The organism is Martinezella lusitana (genome assembly GCF_016901135.1).
GTDB classification, from domain to species: domain Bacteria; phylum Pseudomonadota; class Alphaproteobacteria; order Rhizobiales; family Rhizobiaceae; genus Rhizobium; species Rhizobium lusitanum_D.
In genome coordinates this window covers 14,355-36,134 of the sequence record NZ_JAFEVL010000003.1, presented here as the reverse complement: position 1 = coordinate 36,134, position 21,780 = coordinate 14,355, and the positions used below count along the sequence as shown (strand labels likewise).

The following is a 21,780-nucleotide window of genomic DNA, read 5'->3' as shown; positions in this document are numbered from 1 at the left end:
CGATATGGTCAAGGGAACGCTTTCCGGCGTTGTGGCTTTCATCGCCTGTCTGCTCCTGTTCGGTCCGCCCGCGGCCGCACAGGAGGCAGCCTCTTCCGACTATCGAATAAAGCCTTCCGAAGTCGTCGTGCCTCCGGAGCTGAAGCTTGGTGACTATCAGAGGACCATTCGTCCGTTCGAAAACTGGACACTGATTTGCGACGAAAACCTGAAGATCCGCCAACGGGTTTGCAACGTTACCCAGATCATCGAGAACCAGGCAGGACAGGTTGCGTTCAGCTGGTCGCTTGCGGCCAACAAGAAAGGCAGTCCTTACATGATCTTGCGCACCGCGCCGGTTGCCAGGAGCGACGGCCTTGTCTCGCTGAGGTTCGAGGGACGCAAAGAACCGATACAAGTCCAACTCGAAGGATGCAGCAAAGCGGTTTGCGTCGGCATGCTGCCGGTGGGGCCTGTACTGCGTGAACAGATTTCGAAAAACGCGGCGCCAATGATCTCTTATTTGACGACAGATGGGACGACGATCAGCGTGACCGCGACCCTCAAGGGCCTTTCCACAGCCGTTAAGGCGATAAATTGACGGATCCATATTCAATGAATCAGCAATCAATCCACGATCGAATAATGTCCCGTAACCAGAACGGCGCTGAGAGTCAAAGCTTGGTCAGCGACCAAGAGAAGCCGAAGCGGGGTTGGCGGAAAACAGTCATTTTCTCGCTGCTCGCAATTGCCGTTGTCAGTGCCGCCGCCGCCATCGTCATGCAATATGACACGGTCGAGAATTTCATATCGCAGCCGGCGGTTGCCGGGACCAACGAAGCCAATCAAGCCCTGGCCGACACGCCGTTTCTGCAGCACGCCAAACAGGCCGGCTTGCAATCCTGCTCCACCGTCTTTCCCGCGCTCGGCGAATTGTTGACAAACGGCACCCAATACAATGTCCAGTCGGTCTGGAATAACGGGGCAGCCGACAAGCATGCGGTGCAAGCACTCGTGGGCATGAACTATGCCACTCAGGGCTATAGCGGCCCGGCTGCGGGCGTCGTCTTCGCCGCGCCGATCGCATCCGGTTGCGAAGGATCAATGGTTCGCGTGGCGCCGTTCACGGCCTCCTGCACGGATATTTCGGCAAAGTTTTCGAACGGCAGCAAGCTTATCAACACTCTTGGACAGGTCGGCGTCTACGAACTTGGCAATAACGGAGGCGACGCGATGCTCCTGCCGGCCGGAAACGGCTGCGTCGTTATCTCGGTGGCGTCGGCCGCAGGGAAGCAAGGAGGTGCCAAATGAGATTCAGGTCCAGCATTGCGGCGATCGGCATGCTGCTCGCCTCCACAGGGCACCCAAGCGCGGCAGACCTCTCCACGGAGCCGGAGGCTCCTGTTCCACCGCCCGAACGCGGCATATGGGCCGCAATCGCCTACTCCACGCCAGATGAAAAACACGGTTTCTTCTGGGGCGCCGACAAGCGACAGGAAGCCATGGATATCGCCCTCAAGCATTGCGAGCGGGACGGCGGCAGCAAGTGTGTCGTGGTCAGCGTATTCCGCAATCACCGGCATTGGAAAGACGACGATAACACCGGATTTCCGTATTATCACTGCGGCGCGCTCGCCATCGGCAAGCAAGAAAACAATCGAGCCACACCGTGGAGCGCAAATTCCGCACCGACGCGCCAAGATGCCGAGGACCTTGCTCTCAAAGCATGTGGGCGCTCAGGGTCGCAATGCAAGGTTCGCGAGTGGGTGTGTACATGACCCAGTCATGACTAGATGCGGCCACCGGGATGGAAGCCACGGAGGCCATGCTTCCAGTGGTCGCGCGGACCTCACCCCTTCGTCCTTCATTACCCTATAGACCAATCGAGGACCCTGTCCTCCTTGTAACAGAAAGACGCGCCCCTTTGCTCATCGCGACATCTACCCGACCTCATAGGACAATCGACGGCATGTCTCGTTCGGGGTTCGCCCTTCTTTGTTCGAGCCTCATATTCATGCTCGCTCCGGCAGCCTTTGCCCAGTCAGCTCTGCCAAACGGCGCATCGACCGTGCAGGAGACCTACCAGGACTGGCGAGTTGCATGCAACCTGCGCGACAAGGCGCCAGCATGTTCGATTTCGCAGGATCAGACCCAGCAGAACGGTCAGAGGCTGCTCGCCGTCGAGATGCAGATGCGCCCCGATGGCAGTGCGATCGCAACATTCCTCCTCCCGTTCGGCATCGTTCTCGACTCCGGTGTAACGCCGAATGTCGATGATCAGCCGCCTTTAAAGCCGGTGCGTTTCCGCACCTGTTTGCCGACGGGATGTATTGCCTTGTTGCCGATCGATCCCGCGACACTTGCAAAGTTGCGGACGGGCTCGCGCCTAAACCTCAAGGTTACAGCTGATGCGGACAAGCCGCTGAGCTTTCAGGTGTCGCTACACGGCTTCTCGGCGGCCCTCGATCGCGTTGCCGCCTTGAGTCCCAGGTAGAAAATACCGGGGAGAACCAAAGTTTGGCAGAGGTTTGCTCCGTCTTGGAAGAATACCGCAAACTGCGGGATGCCACAGCCTATGGTATGAACCTGGTGGTTTAGGTCCAAGATGCCTACAGCCATATTCTCCCAGTTCTGATTCCGAACGCTGGGGGATCGAATTCCTTCAAGTCGCTGACTCCACGACAGCAGACGAGTGCCAGAGATGTCCTGAGATCTGCTAAGAAGATCGGTCGGATATAGTAGCGTTCCTCCGACACTCTTCCTCAATGCGCAATCGTAAACAGCTCCATTGCATCAGCGAAACCCTTCAGCCGCTGCGGCCCGATCGGCACCGCGTCTCCAATGCTCGCCTTCTCGCGGAAGGAGTGAGACATCAAGAGCGCTTCGCCCCTTTCGCTGCAGATGCTCTGGATGCGGCTGACGACATTGACGTCGGGGCCGATCAGCGTGAAATCCAGCCGGTTGCCGGAGCCGACATTGCCGTAGCTGACTTCGCCATAGTGCAGCGCGATGCCGACCTTGACGCGGATGCCGTCATATTGGAAGTCGTCCGCTTCATCGAGGATGGCTTTTGCAGCCACCAACGCGGCTTGGCAGGCTCCGGACGCATCGATGCCAGGGAAGAAGGCGAGAACGGCATCGCCCATGAACTTCAGCACCTCGCCGCCTTCCCGGGTGATCGCGGGCACCACCTTGTCAAAATAAGCGTTCAGCAGTCCGAGGACGGTGCTGGCAGGGAGCTGATTGGACAATTCTGTGAAGCCGCGCAGGTCGCAGAGCAGAAGCGCTGCCTCCATGGATTCGATCTCGCCGCGACGGATGTGTCCGGCAAGGATCCGGCTTGCCGTCATGGGGCCGATATAGGTGTCGAGCAGGCTGAGTTCGCACTGTCGCAGGACGCGCAGCTCGCTGGTGTTGCGCAGCGCCGGCAGAATGCGCTCGATCACCTGCAGCTCGGTGGATGTAAAACCACCTGGCCGCCTGGTGCCGAAGACGGCAGTGCTGATCGGCCCATCGGCATTGCAGAGCGGCGCTATCACCAGCTGCACGAGCCCGCGGCCGGAAAAGACATCGATGTGCTGCCAGCGGCCGTGCGGGCTCTCGCCTGGTCCGGCGATCAACAGTTCGCGGGTTTCCAACGCCTTCTGGAGCGGGGTATTGGCAAGCGCCAGCCGCATCCCATGTTCGCGGTCGTGGATCTCGATCGGCTCGCCCGGCGCCCAGGAAAAGGTGCGGCCGATGAATTCCGGGTGCAGCGTCATCAAGTGCAGCGTCAGCCGGTCGACGGGAAGGCCAAGCGCCTGTAAACGGCGCCCCAGCCCGGAGACGAGACCCGCTTCATCGAGAGCGTGGCACTCGTCTCCAGTCAGCCATTCGATGAGGCTGAGGGTCGCAGCAGTATTGATGCTGGTGCGCGTCGGCCTGGCATTTAGACTTGCGGTTTCGGGCATGTCGTACAGCATGGTCATGACTATCTCCTCCTGTTTCAGGTGCGGCGCTCAGTGCGCGCCAGCACCGGAGAGGTGACCGGGTTTCTTGAGGAACAGGCTGGCAAGCAGGGCGACACCGAGTGCTACGCCGAGCAGGAAGAATGTGTCGCTGAAGGCCATGATGTTGGCCTGTTTGCGCAGGCTGGAAGCGATGGCGATGACCGCCTTGTGGGTGGCAAGTGCCTGGTCGCTGACGCCATGGTTCATGAAATAGCTGGTGAGCCTGGCGACACGATCTCGGGCGGCGTCTTCGAAAACCGAGACCGAATTCGTCAGGATATTCGAGTGGAACTGCTCGCGTTTGGTGAGAAAGGTCTGCAGCGCCGCGATGCCGACCGCGCCGCCGAGATTGCGCATCATGTTGAAGAGCGCCGAGGCTGAGCCGGCATTCTCCTGTTCGATACCGGCGGTGGCGATCGCCGTAAGGGGCGTGAACGCAAGCGCCTGGCCGATGGCGCGCACGATGTTCGGCCAGAACAGCTGATCGCTGGCATAGTCGCCGGTCATGTAGACATTCATGAAGTTCGAAGCGGCAAAGAGCGCGAAGCCGACGAGGATCAACAGGCGGGCATCGAAGCGCTTCATCAGCTGCGGCACCAGCGGGATCAGGATCAACTGCGGAATGCCGGTCCAGGCGAGCACCATGCCGATCTGCTCGGAATTATAGCCCTGGATGCGCGTGAGATAGATCGGCAGGATAAAGACCGAGCCATAGAGCGCAATGCCGAGCAGGAAATTGGCGACAATGCCGAAGCCGAAATTGCGGCGCACCAGCAGGCGCAGGTTGAGGAGCGGATGGGCGGCCCGGAGCTCGATGATGAGGAAGAGTGTCAGCGAGACTGCGGCGATGACCGACAGGCGGACGATGAACGGCGAACCGAACCAGTCGTCCTTGTTGCCTTCCTCAAGCACGGTCTGCAGCGCGGCAAGACCGATCGCCATGGTGATGATGCCAGGCCAATCGCCCTTGGCGAGCAGCGAAAGGTTCATCGGCGAACGATCAAGCGATGCCCAGAGCATGCCGACCATCAGAGCACCCGGCACGAGATTGACGTAGAAGATATATTCCCAGCCCCAGTTTTCGGTGAGGTAGCCGCCGATCGTCGGGCCGATGGCCGGCGCGAAGGTCGCGGAAAGGGCGAAAAGGGCAAGGCCTATCGGCTGTTTGGGTTTCGGCAGCATCGTGATGATGATGGTGAATGCCATCGGGATCAGGACGCCGCCGGAGAAGCCTTGTATGGCACGCAGGACAATCATCTGTTGCAGGTTTGCGGCAAAGGCGCAGGCGACCGAGAAGAGGAGGAAGAGGATGGCATTGGTCAGCAGATAGATGCGGACCGAAAAGACGCGGGCAAGCCAGGCGCTGAGCGGAATGACGACGATCTCGGCGATCAGATAGGATGTCGAGATCCAGCCGCCATCATCCGTGCCGGCGCCGATAGCGCCCTGGATGTCGGCAAGCGAGGCATTGACGATCTGGATGTTCAAGACGGCCATGAAGGCGCCGAGCGTGGAGCCGATCACGGCGGTCCACATGCGCAGCGGGCTCATGGCGGGCCGGGCGACCGGGGCGGCTGCCGCGGCGGAATTGTTGTTTGCGACGATCTGAAGAGTGGCCATGATGCTTCTCCTTCCGACTGATGCGGAAATAATCTCATGACGATGTTGAGATGATAATTGGCGAAGAATGGGAAGGATCATCCAGCGTGACTGGATAACCCTTCGGCGTTGGCAGGCGCGGTTTGCGCGGCCTTGGTATCGATTTCTGGCTCGACCGACATGCCGGAGCGCAGCCCCACCAGGTGTTCGTCGTCGATGACGATCTTCACCGGGATGCGCTGGACGATCTTGGTGAAGTTGCCGGTGGCATTGTCCGGTGGCAGCAGCGAGAATTCCAGCCCGCTCGCCGGCGAGAGGCTGTCGACATGACCCTTGATCGCGACATCGGGGAAGCTGTCGACCTTGATTTCGACCGACTGGCCGGGACGCACGTAGGTCAACTGCGTCTCCTTGAAATTCGCGACGACATAGACCGAATGCAGCGGTACGACGGCCATCAGCTGCGTGCCCGACGTGACGTACTGTCCCAGACGGATCGAGCGGGCACCGACCGTGCCGTCGACGGCGGCGACAATGTCCGTATAGGAGAGGTTGAGCTCCGCCTGCTGGACCGCAGCGGCGGCGCGGTCGCGCTGGGCGGCGGCCTGGTCTCGCTGGGTCTGCAGCACCGGCACCTTGTTCTGAGCCGCAACCAGGGCGGCCTGGTCACGCTCGACGGCGGCGGTAGCCTGATCGCGAGTCGATTGCGTCTGTTCGACGCGCGATTGTGTGCCGGCACCATTGCTGATCAGCCGGGCCGAGCGGGCGGCATCCGATTGCGCGAAATCGAGCGAGGCCTGCGAAGCGTCAACCGTCGCCTTGGCCTGGTTGATCAGCGATTGCTGCAGCGATATCTGCGCATCGATGTTGGCAATCGCGGCCTCTGCGGCCTTGAGATCGGCTTTCGCCTGGGAAAGAGCGGCCTGATAGTCTCGGTCGTCGATGCGGGCAAGCACCTGGCCGGCCTTGACGGTGTCATTGTCGTTGACGAGCACCTCCTTGATGTAGCCGGCAATCTTCGGGGCGATTGTGGTGTAATCGGCCTTCACATAGGCATCGTCGGTGGATTCGATGAAGCGACCGACCGTCCAGTAGTGGTAGCCGAAGTCGGCACCGAAGGCGACGCCGGCCAGCAGTGCGGCGGCAAGCACGCCGCGCTTGATGAGCTTGCGGCCGGTCTTGGGAGCCGTAGCAGCGGCAGAGGCGGGCGCCTCGACAACCGGCGCATGTGGAGCCTCGGCGACGGGAGATTTTGCCATCTCGCCGGCCGGAGCGGCCTCGGCCTGGCTTGCGTTCCTGAACGCCTCGTTGCGGGGTAGTTCGACCATTGTCCTTCTCCTTCGATATCGCAGCCCCATTTGCATGGGGTCCTGTTTGATGCGAAGAAGATGCGTCCAAACGGTCCTTCTGATAATCTCCTTAAATCTGGAAGGATCATCAACTCTCAGCGGATAATCCGAGGGCAATATGGATCGGCTGACCAGCCTCGCAGTCTTTGGCCGGGTGGTGGAATGTGGCGGTTTTTCCGCCGCTGCCCGCCGGCTCAACATGTCCGTCACCATGGTGGGTAACCACGTGCAATCGCTGGAGGATCGCCTCGGCGTGCGGCTTTTGAACCGCACCACGCGCAAGGTCAGCCTGACGGAAACCGGCAAATATTATTACGAACGCTCCTCGCAGATTCTCGCCGATCTCGAGGAGGCCGACCAGGCGGCCGGCGCGCTCGCTACCACGCCGCGCGGCACGCTGAAGATCTATTCTACCACGGCGCTCGTGCGCTTCCTCTTGCCTGTCATCAGCGAGTTCATGGCCCTCTATCCGTTGATCTCTCTCGATTTCAGCGTCGGCGAGCGCATGGTCGACATGATCGAGGAGGGTTACGATCTCGCGATCCGCACCGTGCCGCCGCCGGATTCTTCGCTGGTCGTGCGCAAGCTCACGCCCTGGCGCCATGTGCTCGTCTGCTCCCCGGCCTATCTCGAAACCCATCCCATGCCGAAGACGCCGGCCGAAGTCGCCGAGCACAACTGCCTGCAATATGCTTATTATCCCTATGGCGACGAATGGCGTTTCGAGGATGCCGAGGGAAAGCAGCAGAGTGTCAAGGTCTCCGGCAACGTCGTCTCCAACAGCGCCGAGACGTTGCGTTATCTTCTGGCGAACGGCCAGGGGATATTCCTCGGCCCGAGTTTCATCATTTTCGAGGACATCGCCGCCGGCCGGCTCATCCGCATGATGCCGGACTACCGTCCCGTGGAATTCACCATCAATGCCGTCTATCCTAACCGCAGCCATCTGCCGACCAAGGTGCGGCTGTTCATCGATCTCCTGGTGGAACGCTTTGCCGAACATCGCAAATGGATGACCTGAGCGATCCTGTAGTCTGCCGCCAGCCACGATCTGGCTCGCGCATAGGGCAGGAGAAGGGCATTCATTGGCAAACTGGTCGTTCTGGCCGGTGTGGCATCTCACCTGCTTTCGATCTTGATGGCAATTTAGTAGATATCGCACCCATCGATGCACAGGATGATGGGAAGGGAATTGATGACTAGCGAACCTGAAGTCAATGCCGCGGATCTATCGGTTGATGGAGCGTTCTTCGAACTGCTGACCGACAGTTTTCGTCGCATCGTTGGGGCTCCTCTCGTTGACGAGGGGCTCGGACCGGATTGGCTCTATCACGATGCTCCTTTCGTGGTCGTGGCCCACAACACGGACGCCGATCCGCGCTTCATCTATGCCAACAAAGCCGGGCAAAATTGCTTCGAATATCCATGGGACGAGTTTGTAACCCTACCTTCACGTCTTTCGGCGGAGCTTCCCAATCGCGCGGAACGCCAGCGGTTGTTGGATGCGGTGACGCGCAATGGCTTTATTTCCGACTATCGTGGGCTGAGGATTGCAAAATCCGGGCGGCGCTTCTGGATCGAGGACGGCATTGTCTGGCAGCTCGTCGATCGTGATGGGATCAGGTGCGGACAGGCAGCGACGTTTTCCAGATGGAAAGACGCCTAGGCTTGCGCGGCGATAGCTACCGTCTCGCTATCGCCCCAGAAGCCGACAAAGCTGATTGTGAAGGCCGACGGCTCGAATTCTCCCAAGGCGAAGGATGAGGCAGCAGCCCTGTTGAGATTAAATGATCGAAGACGCCACGCCAGGGTATCCCGGGCGCGGCAGCCCGGTTCGTCAAAATTTGACATTCCACTATGAGCTGTAATTTATTCGAGTATTATCCGGCTAATACGGGTTCCACAGCAATAAACGGAGTGCTCGATGGTTCTCCATATGCTTTGTTGTCTGCAACTTTCTCGAACGACAATTGTGAGAGCAACATGAAAAATTCGATTGGCATGCTCGTCTTCGCGATATGTATTGCGCCTGCTGTTGCGGAGGCAGGGACCCCCTCCGTTGCCGCAAGCTGTGAGACACTCCAGACGACCATTCGTCAGCGTGGCGCAGTGGTTATTCACTACTCATCTCCACGCGGCGTCCCATTGTTTGACCGATTTGTCGATGGCCCGGATCGCTGCCAAAGCAAGCTTACCGAGCGCCTTACCCTGACCTCCGCTGGGGGACGCCAATGCCAGCTACAGGTCTGCGATACGTCGAATGACCTGCGTCCGTAAGCGCGGAGTTTATTGCCTGCGAGTCCATGGCGAAGATCGATCGCACGTGAATTGGTGTGACTTCTGGAAACTCAGAAAGCTTGAGCCAAGGTAATCTCCAGGCCGGCTTGCCGGCTGTCATCCGATCAGGCCAATCAACCTGTGTAAAATGCTGCGAATACAACTGAAATTTGAAAATTAGATACTATCTGTACGTAAGATAATTATTATTGCGCGAAATATAAACTTGCTTATTCTTGCATAACGGGCAAATATAGAGTGGATTTCCGCATTGCAGGAGAAGGGCAATGAATCGGATCTTCTCAATCAATCCCGAAGTTGCGTGGCCGAAATTTCCGGCTAGATCCTACGCTCGCCTCGACCATCATGAGCCGGACAACTTAGCAACGGCGCAAGAGGCTGTTTTCTCGTTTGACGCCGTCGATGCTGGCTGGTTCGGACCTCCATTCGATGTATGGATGGATTTGGGAAAGCCCGATGATACGCGCCGTCAGATGCGCGATTTCTGGTCGCAATTGTTTAAAGGTTACCTTAGCCCCCCTAAAGACCCCTTCGATGAAATGCCGATTTACAACATCGAGGTAACGTCGAAGAGGGGCGATCGATATTGGGATTTCCTGATCGCTATCGGCGAAGAGGATTGGCTCGATATCGAGCTCGGAACTACGGGAAGTTTTCCCGTCGATGTTTACGGGTCGCTATTGGCCGCGCCGATCATAGCGCACTTGCTCTCATTGGGGCAGGTAACGGGCGATACGGCGACCGCACTGTCGAATGCATTCGATGTCGATGCGTGGCCTGATGCTGCCGATGGGGACATTGACGCTATTCTGTCCGGCGTCGGTACGATCGACATGATTGCGATGTATGATATCGGTCAAGGCAGCGCCATCGGCCTGCTTGATAGTTCCGAGACTGCGCGGCTGTACTTCGACCTCGGTGCTGGCGCTTATGGCAATCGTCAAACACGACCAACGCCGCTTCGGTTTTGCTGGCGCGGTTCTCCCTCGATTGTCCTGTCGCACTGGGATACCGATCATTGGGCCGGGGAAAACAGCGATCATGGAGCAAGGGCGAGAAGATGGGTTGCGCCGCGGCAATATAATCTGGGGCCACGCCATCACGCATTTGCTCACCGCATCCTCAAAAATGGTGGCACGCTCCATATCTGGTCCGCAGCGCCGGGAACAACACGGTCGATCAGCAATGGCAGTGGGCAGACCCTATCGATCAAGCGCTGCAGCGGCACCTCGCGGAATGGCAATGGGATCGCCTGCTACCTTGACGACGATAATTATCAGGCCAGCTGGCTCTTGACGGGTGACGCAGGCTATAGCGAGATCGGCGGCGGCCCGGCTCATGCCTTAACGGCACTGACGGTTCCTCATCATGGCGCCGACATGAGCCATAAGGGCTCGCCTCCCGCTACGATCGCTGCGCATGCAAGGCTGTTCTATAGCTTTGGGCCGGATAACAAGCACGGCAGTACGTCGATCAGCCACCCGACGGCGGTCGCGGTCGCGGCACACGCAGGTGCCCTATGGAAACACGGAGCATGGTCGCTCATCACGCCGGCGCAGGTCGTCGCAGGCGGCGATGTTCTGGCGACGGCGTCTCATTCGAGTGCGACGAGTTTGGCAGTGCATCTCGAAAGCGCGGTTGCCGGCTGGACGGCTGCGCCGACAGTACCATTGAGCACCGTACCATGTGTCTCGGGATGTGGCACAAAGCATGGCTGCACGAGCAACGTCATCCAGGCTTGATGATCGCCTTATATTACTTTGATCCTATTTTCTGAGTGTTCACCGGTGGGTTTGGGAGGGGCGCTTGGCTTTTTTCGATGACAGCGAATTGAATGAGCTCAAGATCGAAAGGATGATCTTCCATCTCGTCGGGCCGAAGAACGGCCTGATCAAGCTGGAGGAAGTCAATCCCGGCGAGTTCGAGAGTTTTTTCGTCGACCGTATCAGGTCCGTGAACGGCGGCTTGCCCTATGCTTTTTCGGATGCATCTTCGACACGTGAGCGTCTTGGCCGCATCGCATCGAACGGAGGGCTCTTCCAGGAGGAAAGCGAAAAGCTGGCCGAGGATTTTCAGAGCCATCATGGTGGAACCGCCGCTGAAGGGGCGATTTTGCTATTTGTCCTGAGGGCGAAGGCAAAGCGATCGTTCGCGCTTCTCAAATATGACGATGAAACTGTCGTCGCCTACGACCTGAAGGATGGCAGTGGCGGTCGGAAGATGGTCAGTCTTGAAGCCATTCAGCGAACCTTTGTCCAGAACAAGGCGGCGCTGCAAAAGGCGGCCCTCATCAAACTCACGGACAAGGGCGGCGAGCTGACGGTGCTGGACAGGCGCAACCAGCAAAAGGTCGCGCAATATTTCGAAGCCTTTCTTGGCGCGCGCCAGACGTTGAGCGACGCGGAGCTGACGAAGAAGCTCGTGGATGTGACGCGCAAGGTGATAGGCGACAATCCGGACCTGGTCGATGGCGAGGTGGTCAAGGAATTGACCAAGCGGACATACGATGCTGCTTCGGGCGGCGGCAAGATCGATAGCGAGGAACAGCGGTCGTTTCTCGAGACAGTCGTCGGGCACAAGCTTGCGGACGACAACGCCTTGCTCGCCAAGTTCAACCGTGCCCTCAGCGTCGAGCGAATCTCAGGGGTGCCGATGAAGCTTGTTCCCGATCAGGTGAAGGGACCAAAGACCCTGTACTACAAGACCGCAAACGGTATCGAGATCCGGGTGCCGCACGAATTCCGCGCGCTGATCGAAAAGACCGACGACGGCATGATCATCATCCACGACAAGCTGGTGGTTGAAACCGATGACCCCAACTGAGATCCTCGATCTTATTCTTCGCACGCGTCCGACGAAGGAGGTCGAGGAGCACGCGGAGCTGATCACCATCAGGGCAAGACTTGATGATGCGGGTTTGCGCGCGGAGTGGCAGACGTTGCGCGCCAATATTCCTGCTTTCCTGAGCTCCGTCACGATCAGACGGGATGGTACGGACATCGCCCTCAATGATGGCGATGTGCCGCTTGCGAACACGGTTTTCGCCATTACGCTCAACAAGGTCATGGATGCTGCCGTTCTTCGGCTTTTCTACGGAAAATCCTTGGTCAGCCCGGCAAAAAACCTGGATAGCTGCCTTCATGTGTGCGTTGCAGACCTGACTGCGGATCAGGCGTTCACCTCCTATGGTGCGAGGTTTCAGCCTTGGACCGAGCAGCCTCTAATCCCATTCGATCGGGTGAAGGAATTCCCCAATCCTCGAAGCATAAGTCATGATGCAAGCAGCATAGGGCTCGTGCCCGGGGACATACGACCATGGCTGCTCCAGGATCACCCGCAGCTATCCTCGCAGACCTTCGGGGCCTGGCGCTTGTTGGCGGCTCCCCGGCTCATGGCGGCGCTTTCAGACCAAGTCTACAAGGACGCTGCCAGCACGGTCTATCAGCTTTCCGGCCCGCCCAGCCGAAAGGTCAGCGCCTCAGCTGTCGAGTTGGTGACGCTGTTTGAGCGGCTTAGTGACGGTGTGCTTTGGGTGTTTACAGGCGGTGAAAGGGACACGGAGACCCGTCACGTGCTGCTCGCGGCGGAGTGGGCGCGCAGCTATCGTCAAGGGGCACTCGCCGCATTCGGAGACGGGAGTCTTGAATCCGCGAAGGCCGCCTACGCGGCCTATGTGAAGGCCGGTAGCAAGGAAACCTTGAAGGCCCTTGCCGACTTGCGCAAGACAGTCGTGGACGAGGCGCAGAAAGCGACCCAGCGAGCGCAAGATATGACGGGTGCGTTGTGGAAGGATCTCGCCGTTGCCACCACTCCCTTCGTGATCAAGATTCTCTCCGACGCCTCGAGGACACCCAACGCCTGGATTGCTGGCCTATTTGCCATTGGTGCCGCTGCGTTCCTGATCTTGTCGTTTTGCGTCCAGACATTCGTGAACGGCAGCTACTTTGCAGGCCAGGACAAGGCACGCACAATATGGACCCTGCGATTGAACCAGGTGCTCACTGCCTCTGAAATTGAGGAGTTCAGCGAGAAGCCGATCCAGAAAAGCGTGTCGGACTATAATCGGGTTCGGAAAATTGTCGGCAAAGTCTACGGCGTGCTCGTCGTCATCCTCATCATATTCGGTTGTTTTCAGTTCTATACGGCGGCAACCATGAAGGCGCCGCCGAGCAGCGGCGCAACGAATTCAAAGCAGGGTCAATCACAGACCTCCGCCGCACCTGGACCAGCGCAAACAGGTTCCGGCGCTGCCAACACGCCTCAGGTGGCAAGTCCTCAAAAGCCTGCGCCGGTTCCCAATACGCCGGGAGCCACGTCTCCATGATCCGGAGCTTTGGTCCCTACGGGCGCGACGCCATCAAAGGCAGCAAGTCAGTTGGCTGCTGCAAAGACCGCAGCCGGATGAAACTTTTGTTAAAGCCAATAATTGGCATTGCTCTTGGTTGCAGAGCGAATATCGTGAATCCAGTTTAAGGTAGTGATTGTAGGTGACGGCAGCCAAGGAGGGATGAAATGGCGCCTGTCAAAATATTGATCATGCGGCATGCCGAAAAGCCCGACGACCAGGCCGACCCAAATCTGTCACCTGAAGGTCAGGATCGGGCTAAGGCCCTTGTCACCTGGTATCCTGAAACCTTTGGTCTCCCCGATTTCATATTCGCCGCGGCCATATCGAAACACAGCGAGCGACCCGTTCAGACAGTGCAGCCTCTCGCCGATGCATTAGGCCTCGAATTGCACACACCTTATGCCGATGAGGACTATGCTGCCTTGGCCGAGGCGCTGCTTTCCAAACCTAAATTTGACGGCAGAACGATCCTGATCTGCTGGCATCACGGCCATATTCCCGGATTGATGCAGGCGCTCGGCGCGCCTGAGGGAAGCTATCCCGATCCATGGGTGCCGACCGTGTTCAATCTGGTTCTTGTCGCTGATTTCCACGACAGCGTGCCCATGGTCTCGGACGTATCCGAACCATTCTAGTCTGATCTTAACAGGCATTCGCAGCCTTCAGCATTCACGCATGTGAGACGAGCATCACCTTCTTTACAACGAAACGAGGGGATTGAGATGGCTTTTGCGAACACAGGTACCAACGGCAGCCTTGCGATCAAACTCTGGCGAGGCGAACGCATGTGTCTCATCGGGATGGACGTTACCGACCCCGAGGATGATTTCGTCGGCTTCGCGATCGAAGTGAAGAGTCCGGGTTCGGCCGATTATGTGACCCTGAAGAACCGCTTGAATTTTGACTACAATACCCCTGGAGGGAAGGGCGTCGACGGCTTCCGCAATTTTCCGTCGACCTCTGCGCCCTTCCAGAAGTTCCGCTGGATCGATTTTCCCTATGATCCAACGGATGGCGACTATCTTTATAGGGTGACCAAAATGCACATGAACGCCGCCGGCGCATTGCGCAGCGGCGATCAGGTCGCCGAGCTTCCGATCTCGCTCGATCGCATGACGTACAGCGACTATCTCGACGTCGGTTTCACCCGCAACTTCGCCTCCTCGCAGGCCTATGCCGATAAATTCGGTAACAATCCGAATGTGATTCCGAGCGATCCTGATCAGGGCCTGACATTTACGAAGCTGCAGGGCGACGTCTATCAATGGCTCGGCTTCGAAGCCTATGACCTCATATTCGGCCTGTTGGACGAGGTGGTGAACGATCCCAATCTTGCCATCGATGTCTTCGCCTATGATTTCAACGAACGCGACATCGTTGCCAAACTTGAGAGTTGCGGTACGCGGGTTCGCGCCGTCATAGACAATTCGGGATCGCACAAACCAGCTGGCAGCGCTGAATCTCAGGCGGCTGCGCGCCTCGCCGTTTCGGCTGGATCGAATGCCGTAAAACGGATGCATTTCAAGAACCTGCAGCACAACAAGGTCTTTATCGTCCGGCGCGGAGGCCAACCCATCAAAGTGCTGTTCGGCTCCACCAATTTCAGTTACCGGGGTCTCTACATACAGGCAAACAATGCGCTCGTGTTTCATTCGAGCGACGCGGCCGAACTGTTTGGCCGCGCTTTCGATCTGGCCTTCCAGGGATTGGCGGCCTTCAGCCAGGACAGCATAAGCAGCAAGTGGAACCTCGTTCAGGCCGCCGGCATGCCCGCCGCGCATTTCTGCTTCTCGCCGCACAAGTCGAGCGATCTGTCGCTCAGTCCCGTGGGTGCGGCAATCGACCAGGCGTCGTCATCGGTGTTCTACGCAATCGCCTTCCTCAATCAGATCCGGTCGGGCTCGGTGCGCCAGGCGGTCGATCGGCTGATAGGCAAGGACGTGTTCAGCTATGGCATTTCCGATAAGGAAGGGGGGCTCGAAATCCGCAAGCCCGACGGCACTGTCGGCCTGGTGGATTTCAGCTATCTCGCAAGCCATGCGCCGGAGCCCTTCAAGACCGAATGGAGTGGTGGAAGCGGCATTCATCAGCATGACAAGTTCGTCGTGACAGACTTCAACCTGCCGACCGCCAAGGTGTTCACCGGATCATCCAATCTGTCGCCGAGCGGCGAAACGGGCAATGGCGACAATCTTGTCATGATCGAGGATCAGCGGGTTGCGACATCCTACGCCATCGAGGCCCTGCGGATATTCGACCATCTGCATTTTCGCGCCGCAATGCAGGGTTCGGGCGCACCCAACAGCTTGACGCTCGCGCGGCCCCCGGCTGCCGGGCAAGACGCCTGGTTTCGTCGCTTCTATGCGGCGGGCTCCCAATCCGCAAAGGATCGTCTTCTCTTCTCGCATTGAAGACATCGATGACCCTGGTCGCGGCAATTGCCTGCCCGACAAGGCGATGGTCCATGAACCTTATTGATGCGATACCCCTTCTCCCCGAGGGGAGAAGGGGTATCGCATCAACGATCCCATCTCATACGCGATTGCCCTGCTTTCCACTGGGTCAGTCAGCTTCGCCGGATCCTGGATGTGTCGGATAATCAGGTGAGGGCGCTACGTCGTCGCGATCTCATTGGTCGCTTCGAAGCCGGAGCGCTGACTGAAGAGGCGTCTCTTGTCTCCATGCAAGGGTACGGCCGCTTCGGTGCCTATTGGGGTATCGATACGGATCCCTCAAAGCTTGCGCCTGATAATGCATTGCCCTGTCCGCCAGCCGAAGTCTCGTCCCTTGCGGGCGCACCTACCCGGTTAAGCAATCTCGGGGACGACGTATCGAAGAAACTGGTCAACTGGGGTTACGCGATCTGCGATCGGAGTGTTCGTGCAAAATACAAAATACAAGATACAAGGGGCCAGTATTGCAGAGTGTCCCCGCCTGGCCCTTCCCAAAGGCGGCGCTTGCGTGACCTTTTAGCGCGCCAGTTGGCAAATTCTCCCGCTTGTCGCGCTCAACGAAGACAGCAGAATTGTTTTTGAGAATTGAGATGACCCAACGCCTGTGCGTGGGTGCGTCCGACGACACTGCTGGGGGTGTAGTCTCGTCGGACGCGGCACTGGCCGGGTTGGGGGTGGCATCCAACCTGGTAGCAAGCATCCTACCACCTACCAGAGGTTTATTTAACCCACCCGAATGGGCAGTCATGGGGCCTGCCCGGCTACTCGAAAGCAGCATGTACCTGCCATCTTGCGAGCAGAATGGCATCGACTAGTCATGTCCACGTCAATCAAGCGCGCGCGGTCGTCGTAACGCTTGGCCATTCGAAGAAAGCATCGACGAGGTCGTCGGATTTCTTGGCCAGTCATTCAAAAGCCACAAAACTAAAGAGGTTCGTAACGGTGCAAACGGATCGAGCATGATCCCTGGCACCCGTTGGTCGGCATGTCTCTGAGACAGCATTTGCGCCCCGAAAGCCGCGTCTGCCGGGAACGGATCTATCCACAAGGACCTGAATGAGAAGGTTCGCCGCGACCAAAGCAGATCTGCGAGGTTCAATGCGATGTATTCCGTCCAAGACCGTGTTCCAGTTTCCATTGTTATTGCGAACTACAATTACGCCCGCTTTCTCCGGCGCAGCATCGACAGCGCTCTGGAGCAGAACTACGACGATACGGAAGTTATTGTCGTCGATGATGCCTCAACGGACGACACCGCCGATGTCGTTGCTTCCTATGGCTCGCGGATCAAGACGCGTCTGCGGGAGGTGAACGGCGGCCATGCCGCAGCGTTCAACACTGGCTTTGCATCGAGCAGCGGCAAGATCGTGCTGTTTCTCGATGCCGATGATTATCTCTATCCAAACGCCATATCCGAGGTCGTCGATGCTTGGGAGGACAAAACAGCCCAGGTGCAGTTCAGGCTGCATATCGTCGATGAGCATATGCATGTGCAGGATGTGTTTCCGCCTCCGGAGCTGCCCTTCGATTCCGGCGACGTCACCCCGAAGCTGCTGCAGAGAGGGCGCTATCAGACGACCGTCACGAGCGGGTTGGCGTTCAAGCGCTCGGTCCTGGACAGGATCATGCCGGTTCCCGAGCAGGATTTCCGACAAGGGGCAGACGGGTATCTGGCAACCGTCGCGCCGCTGCATGGCGACGTGACATCTATCGACGACTGCCTTGGTGCCTACCGCATACATGGCGCCAACCATTCGGTCTTTGCGGAGAGGCTTGGCCAACGCGCGCGCTGGCGCGTACAGCATGATTTTCATCGGCTGGAAGCCTTGTCGGATCAGGCGACGGAGATCGGCCTCAAGGTGCCGCCGGATGTCGGCCTTCATGATCCCGTCCATTTGGAGGAGCGTTTGGCGTCGCTTTGCATCGATAGGGACCAGCACCCCGTCGCCGGCGATTCCAGGCTTTCCCTGGCGACCGCCGGCGCGGTTGCCAGCCTGGAAATGAACGTATCCGGACGCCGCCGTGCGATGCAGGCAGCCTGGTTTCTTTCGACAGGCATCCTGCCCCGTCGCATGGCGAAGACCATTCTGTCGTGGAAACTCGTCGCCTCGTCGAGACCTGAGTTCCTTTTGCGCCTTTCAAAAGCCATCCGGCATATCATGGGATAGCGCAGGTTCGGGTTCACAGACTATGGGAATGGCCAATTTGGAGCCCCCCGGATCCTGTCCGCGATTCGCCACAACCCGCAAGCACCGGGCGCTATCGGCATCGTTGAATCATACAGGCGTTGCAATGCTGCAATCAAGGAGAGCTGAATTGCCGCCGCACCGATCGGTGATGGCATTTCGCTGTTGTCGCTATGGCTCAAAGGCGATGTTTTGCAGGGTAGAGAATATTACCAACAAATAATGCAGCTAAGTAAAATATTCTAAAAATGAATATATAGCGGACCAGTCACGCTCCGTATGTGATGATATTCTTAAGTAATTTGGTTATCGTAAAGTAAAATTTAACTAAAAACTCGTTATAAATCTTCAACGCGGTGCGCGTCTTACGGAGATGGATAATGAGAAAAGCCATACTTGCTGCTTTCGTGATGGCGATATCCGCCTCGACTGCAAGCGCACAGACGATCGGCGTATCGATGTCCGGTCTGGATAAATTCAGAACCGCATTGCTCAACGGAGTCCTTTCGCAGGGAAAGACGATTTCTGGGCTGAAACTTGTCGTGCAGAACGCCAAAGGCGACAACGACGCTCAGAAGGCGCAGGTCCAGCAGTTCATAGCCGATAAGGTCGACGCCATCATCCTGGCCGTCTCCGATGGCGACCTCGGCCCGCAGATGACCAAGCTTGCCGCCGATGCCCATATTCCGCTGGTCTATATCAATAACGTCCCCTCGAACCTGTCGGATCTGCCGGAAAACCAGGTCGTGGTCGCGTCAGACGAAGCCGAATCGGGAACTATGCAGACGAAGGAAGTCTGCTCACTCCTGAAAGGCAAGGGACGCCTCGTGGTGCTGATGGGCGAACCCTTCCACGCAGCCGCGCGGGCACGCACGCAGGACATCGACAATGTCATCGCCACACCTGATTGCAAGGGTCTCCAGATCGTGGAGCGGCAGGCGGCCTATTGGTCGAGCGACTACGCCGATCAGCAAATGCAGGAATGGCTGTCGGCCGGCGTGAAGTTCGACGCTGTTATCGCCAACAACGACGAGATGGCGGTCGGCGCCATCCGTGCCATGAAGCGAAACGGTATGTCGATGAAGGACGTCGTCGTCGCAGGCGTCGATGCGACCGACGATGCGCTGGCGGCGATGCAAGCCGGGGATCTGGACGTCACCATCCTTCAGAGTGCCTCCGGGCAGGGCGCTACAGCGGTCGACGCCGCAATCAAGCTCATAAACGGGCAGAAGGTGCCACGAGAAAACAACGTGCCCTTCGAGCTCGTCACGCCCCAGAACATCGCCCAATACTTGCCGAAGACCCAGTGAGCAAACGAGGATTATGATGTTGCGCTTTTGGAATAAACTTGGCATCCGCGCGCAGATAACGGCCGGTTTCCTGCCGCTGATCCTGCTCATGAGCCTACTCTCGGTCAGTGCGATTTCCGGCATGGACGGACTTTCGTCTATCTTCTCCTCTTACCGCAGCACCGCCGGCCAGAGCCTTGCGATTTCCGATTACAGCAATCAGCTGCACGAAATTCAGATGTCGGTGGAAGCTTTCCGATCCAGCCCGACGCAGGATGTCGTGAACCGGTTCCGTGTGGGGGTTAAGGCATTTGCCGCCGACGACCAGCGCTTCGCAGAAAACAACGCCCTGCAGGCGGGAATGGCAACGATCCGCCAGGATGTAGCGGCCTATGGCACCGCCTTCGAGCAGATCGTCTCCCTGCATGCAAGGCGCGAAGCCTTGATCTCCAAGGTTACCGAATTCGGCCCCTGGACCAGTATCGCGCTCAATGACGTCATGCGCAGCGCCTGGCGGCAGAACGACGTCGCTCTCCTGCATGCGACCGGCGCAACACTCGAGGCATTGAATCGCAGCCTCTATTTCTCGGAGCGCTTCATCTACTCCGGCGATCTTGCATCTTACGACATCGCGCAATCGGCGCTGAACGACGCGATGGCTTTGAACGATGCTGCCGCCAAGGTGGCAAAGGGTGAACTGCAGCACAAGCGTGTTCTAGGCGCCGGTCAGTTGATGCAGAACTACACGAGCCGTCTTGGCGACGTGAGGGATATCTTGCTGCAGACCAACAAGATCCGCGCGAGCGAACTTGATGTTCTGGCACCGAAAATCGCGACGGGCTTCCAGAATCTGCAGGCCACGGTCATCGATGGGCAGAAGTCGCTCGATGGCTCGGTCGATACGACGGTCGCCTCCGCCACGCGCTCGACGCTCATGTTCAGTGGCCTGTTGATCGTGATTGGTCTCGTGCTCGCCTATTTCGTCGGTCAGCTGATTTCCTCGGCCGTGCGTAAGATGGCGCGGACGATGGAGCGGCTTGCTCGCGGCGACGACACAATGGTGGTCGACGGTACCGAACATCGTCACGAGCTCGGCGCCATGGCACGCTCGCTGAAGGTCTTCCAGGAGACGGGACGCGGCAAGGTCATCGCGGAAGCCAATGCCGAACGGGCTCGCCTTGCGGCCGAAGAAGAGCGCCTGCGCCAGGAAGCCGAGCGGCTTGCCGATGCGCAGGTGATGGAGCACGCCTTCCAGCAGATCTCTCTGGGCCTCGATGCACTTTCGAAGGGCGACCTTACCGTACGTGTCGGCGAGGTTGACGGTCGTTATGTCCGTATCCGGGACCATTTCAACAACTCGGTCTCCAGTCTGGAGGAGGCTCTCGATTCCGTCATCCGTGCGGTCGGTACGATCAAATCGGGCCTTTCGGAAATCTCGACAGCCTCTCACGATCTTGCCCGTCGCACGGAGCAGCAAGCCGCTTCACTCGAGGAAACGGTGGCTGCTCTCGGCGATGTGACACGAGGCGTCAACGGCACGGCGGAAGGGGCAAGCCATGCTCAGAACGCGGTTGCCACCGCGCGTGCCAATGCCGAGAACGGCGGGGCGATCGTCGCCCGCGCGATCGCGGCCATGACTGAAATTCAAGGTTCATCCTCCAAGATCGGCAATATTATCGGCGTCATCGACGAGATCGCCTTCCAGACCAATCTTCTTGCCCTTAATGCCGGTGTGGAAGCAGCACGCGCCGGCGAAGCAGGGAAAGGTTTTGCCGTCGTCGCTCAAGAGGTGCGAGAACTGGCGCAGCGATCAGCCAGTGCCGCGAGAGAGATCAAGGCGTTGATCTCAACGTCTTCCGCTCAGGTCAAGGCAGGCGTGGAGCTCGTCGGCGAATCCGGAACATCGCTTGCACAGATCGTCGAGCAAGTCAGCGCGATGAGCAGCACGGTCGCGGAAATCGCGGTTGCCGCGCGTGAACAGGCCGCCAGCCTGAGAGAGGTCTCGGCCGCCGGCGATCAGATGGACAAGGTCACTCAGCAGAATGCAGCCATGGTGGAGGAAACCACGGCGGCTGCCCAGAGCCTGACGCAGGAGACGGAAAACCTCGCGGACTTGGTGCATCGGTTCAAGACACGCAGCGCCGCTGTCCCCGGGTCCCGTCTCTACGCATTGGCGTCCTAACGTCGGCGCCAAGAGCTTTCGATCATGCGACTGGGTTGAAACATGTTTCAGCCCGGTCGCATTCGTTCGTGCATCAAGGCCAGGTTGGGCGCCTCACGACCGCACAGA

Annotated in this window: 17 protein-coding genes; 14 read left to right on the top strand and 3 right to left on the bottom strand. The window is 58.4% G+C overall.

All coding sequences use genetic code 11. From position 1 onward, the window contains the following. Positions 1-4: 4 nt before the first annotated feature. The 4 genes from JTP94_RS00930 to JTP94_RS00915 all read left to right on the top strand — a co-directional run bounded on the left by JTP94_RS00930 (position 5) and on the right by JTP94_RS00915 (position 2,473). Positions 5-580 (top strand): invasion associated locus B family protein, encoded by a 576-nt coding sequence (locus tag JTP94_RS00930; protein WP_204848693.1) that lies wholly within the window; start codon positions 5-7, stop codon positions 578-580. A gap of 14 nt (positions 581-594) precedes the next feature. Continuing rightward, positions 595-1,290: a hypothetical protein gene (locus JTP94_RS00925; RefSeq protein ID WP_204848692.1), complete on the top strand. Its 696-nt coding sequence runs from the start codon at positions 595-597 to the stop codon at positions 1,288-1,290. Continuing rightward, positions 1,287-1,757 carry a DUF4189 domain-containing protein gene (locus tag JTP94_RS00920; RefSeq protein WP_204848691.1) on the top strand — a complete coding sequence of 157 codons (471 nt, stop codon included), beginning with the start codon at positions 1,287-1,289 and terminating at the stop codon, positions 1,755-1,757. The genes JTP94_RS00925 and JTP94_RS00920 overlap by 4 nt, the downstream gene beginning before the upstream one ends. Before the next feature lie 191 nt (positions 1,758-1,948). Further along, entirely contained in the window at positions 1,949-2,473 is a 525-nt protein-coding gene (locus JTP94_RS00915; protein ID WP_204848690.1) for an invasion associated locus B family protein, read from the top strand. A gap of 268 nt (positions 2,474-2,741) precedes the next feature. Here the strand turns inward: JTP94_RS00915 and JTP94_RS00910 are convergent, their stop codons facing one another. The 3 genes from JTP94_RS00910 to JTP94_RS00900 all read right to left on the bottom strand — a co-directional run bounded on the left by JTP94_RS00910 (position 2,742) and on the right by JTP94_RS00900 (position 6,895). Then, complete coding sequence (locus JTP94_RS00910) at positions 2,742-3,929, bottom strand: adenylate/guanylate cyclase domain-containing protein (protein ID WP_409456577.1); 1,188 nt, start codon at positions 3,927-3,929, stop codon at positions 2,742-2,744. A 48-nt stretch (positions 3,930-3,977) separates the two neighbouring features. Next, entirely contained in the window at positions 3,978-5,588 is a 1,611-nt protein-coding gene (locus JTP94_RS00905) for an MDR family MFS transporter (protein WP_204848688.1), read from the bottom strand. A gap of 77 nt (positions 5,589-5,665) precedes the next feature. Beyond that, entirely contained in the window at positions 5,666-6,895 is a 1,230-nt protein-coding gene (locus JTP94_RS00900) for an HlyD family secretion protein (protein WP_204848687.1), read from the bottom strand. A gap of 139 nt (positions 6,896-7,034) precedes the next feature. On the opposite strand from JTP94_RS00900, the gene JTP94_RS00895 reads away from it, so the two are divergent. From JTP94_RS00895 to JTP94_RS00850, 10 genes are all read left to right on the top strand, one after another. Beyond that, positions 7,035-7,937 carry a LysR family transcriptional regulator gene (locus JTP94_RS00895; protein WP_204848686.1) on the top strand — a complete coding sequence of 301 codons (903 nt, stop codon included), beginning with the start codon at positions 7,035-7,037 and terminating at the stop codon, positions 7,935-7,937. A 174-nt stretch (positions 7,938-8,111) separates the two neighbouring features. Further along, positions 8,112-8,582, top strand: a complete 471-nt coding sequence (locus tag JTP94_RS00890) for an MEKHLA domain-containing protein (RefSeq protein ID WP_034505681.1) — start codon at positions 8,112-8,114, stop codon at positions 8,580-8,582. An 898-nt stretch (positions 8,583-9,480) separates the two neighbouring features. Continuing rightward, positions 9,481-10,956 carry a hypothetical protein gene (locus JTP94_RS00885; protein ID WP_204848685.1) on the top strand — a complete coding sequence of 492 codons (1,476 nt, stop codon included), beginning with the start codon at positions 9,481-9,483 and terminating at the stop codon, positions 10,954-10,956. A gap of 64 nt (positions 10,957-11,020) precedes the next feature. After that, entirely contained in the window at positions 11,021-12,037 is a 1,017-nt protein-coding gene (locus tag JTP94_RS00880) for a nucleoid-associated protein (RefSeq protein ID WP_204848684.1), read from the top strand. Then, positions 12,015-13,538 carry a hypothetical protein gene (locus JTP94_RS00875; protein ID WP_204848683.1) on the top strand — a complete coding sequence of 508 codons (1,524 nt, stop codon included), beginning with the start codon at positions 12,015-12,017 and terminating at the stop codon, positions 13,536-13,538. The genes JTP94_RS00880 and JTP94_RS00875 overlap by 23 nt, the downstream gene beginning before the upstream one ends. 188 nt (positions 13,539-13,726) lie before the next feature. Next, positions 13,727-14,197: a histidine phosphatase family protein gene (locus JTP94_RS00870; protein ID WP_204848682.1), complete on the top strand. Its 471-nt coding sequence runs from the start codon at positions 13,727-13,729 to the stop codon at positions 14,195-14,197. An 87-nt stretch (positions 14,198-14,284) separates the two neighbouring features. Next, positions 14,285-15,973, top strand: coding sequence for a phospholipase D-like domain-containing protein (locus tag JTP94_RS00865; protein ID WP_204848681.1), 1,689 nt, complete (start codon positions 14,285-14,287; stop codon positions 15,971-15,973). Between the two features lie 1,145 nt (positions 15,974-17,118). Then, complete coding sequence (locus tag JTP94_RS00860) at positions 17,119-18,183, top strand: glycosyltransferase (protein WP_204848680.1); 1,065 nt, start codon at positions 17,119-17,121, stop codon at positions 18,181-18,183. A gap of 398 nt (positions 18,184-18,581) precedes the next feature. Continuing rightward, positions 18,582-19,511, top strand: a complete 930-nt coding sequence (locus tag JTP94_RS00855) for a substrate-binding domain-containing protein (protein WP_204848679.1) — start codon at positions 18,582-18,584, stop codon at positions 19,509-19,511. Between the two features lie 16 nt (positions 19,512-19,527). Next, positions 19,528-21,672 (top strand): methyl-accepting chemotaxis protein, encoded by a 2,145-nt coding sequence (locus tag JTP94_RS00850; RefSeq protein ID WP_204848678.1) that lies wholly within the window; start codon positions 19,528-19,530, stop codon positions 21,670-21,672. The last annotated feature ends 108 nt before the right edge of the window (positions 21,673-21,780 follow it).

Excerpts from the sequence above, each read along its gene's own strand:
- JTP94_RS00930 (WP_204848693.1), top strand. The coding sequence starts at position 5 with ATGGTCAAGGGAACGCTTTCCGGCGTTGTGGCTTTCATCGCCTGTCTG.
- JTP94_RS00925 (WP_204848692.1), top strand. The coding sequence starts at position 595 with ATGAATCAGCAATCAATCCACGATCGAATAATGTCCCGTAACCAGAAC.
- JTP94_RS00920 (WP_204848691.1), top strand. The coding sequence starts at position 1,287 with ATGAGATTCAGGTCCAGCATTGCGGCGATCGGCATGCTGCTCGCCTCC.
- JTP94_RS00915 (WP_204848690.1), top strand. The coding sequence starts at position 1,949 with ATGTCTCGTTCGGGGTTCGCCCTTCTTTGTTCGAGCCTCATATTCATG.
- JTP94_RS00910 (WP_409456577.1), bottom strand. The coding sequence starts at position 3,929 with ATGCCCGAAACCGCAAGTCTAAATGCCAGGCCGACGCGCACCAGCATC.
- JTP94_RS00905 (WP_204848688.1), bottom strand. The coding sequence starts at position 5,588 with ATGGCCACTCTTCAGATCGTCGCAAACAACAATTCCGCCGCGGCAGCC.
- JTP94_RS00900 (WP_204848687.1), bottom strand. The coding sequence starts at position 6,895 with ATGGTCGAACTACCCCGCAACGAGGCGTTCAGGAACGCAAGCCAGGCC.
- JTP94_RS00895 (WP_204848686.1), top strand. The coding sequence starts at position 7,035 with ATGGATCGGCTGACCAGCCTCGCAGTCTTTGGCCGGGTGGTGGAATGT.
- JTP94_RS00890 (WP_034505681.1), top strand. The coding sequence starts at position 8,112 with ATGACTAGCGAACCTGAAGTCAATGCCGCGGATCTATCGGTTGATGGA.
- JTP94_RS00885 (WP_204848685.1), top strand. The coding sequence starts at position 9,481 with ATGAATCGGATCTTCTCAATCAATCCCGAAGTTGCGTGGCCGAAATTT.
- JTP94_RS00870 (WP_204848682.1), top strand. The coding sequence starts at position 13,727 with ATGGCGCCTGTCAAAATATTGATCATGCGGCATGCCGAAAAGCCCGAC.
- JTP94_RS00865 (WP_204848681.1), top strand. The coding sequence starts at position 14,285 with ATGGCTTTTGCGAACACAGGTACCAACGGCAGCCTTGCGATCAAACTC.
- JTP94_RS00860 (WP_204848680.1), top strand. The coding sequence starts at position 17,119 with ATGTATTCCGTCCAAGACCGTGTTCCAGTTTCCATTGTTATTGCGAAC.
- JTP94_RS00855 (WP_204848679.1), top strand. The coding sequence starts at position 18,582 with ATGAGAAAAGCCATACTTGCTGCTTTCGTGATGGCGATATCCGCCTCG.
- JTP94_RS00850 (WP_204848678.1), top strand. The coding sequence starts at position 19,528 with ATGTTGCGCTTTTGGAATAAACTTGGCATCCGCGCGCAGATAACGGCC.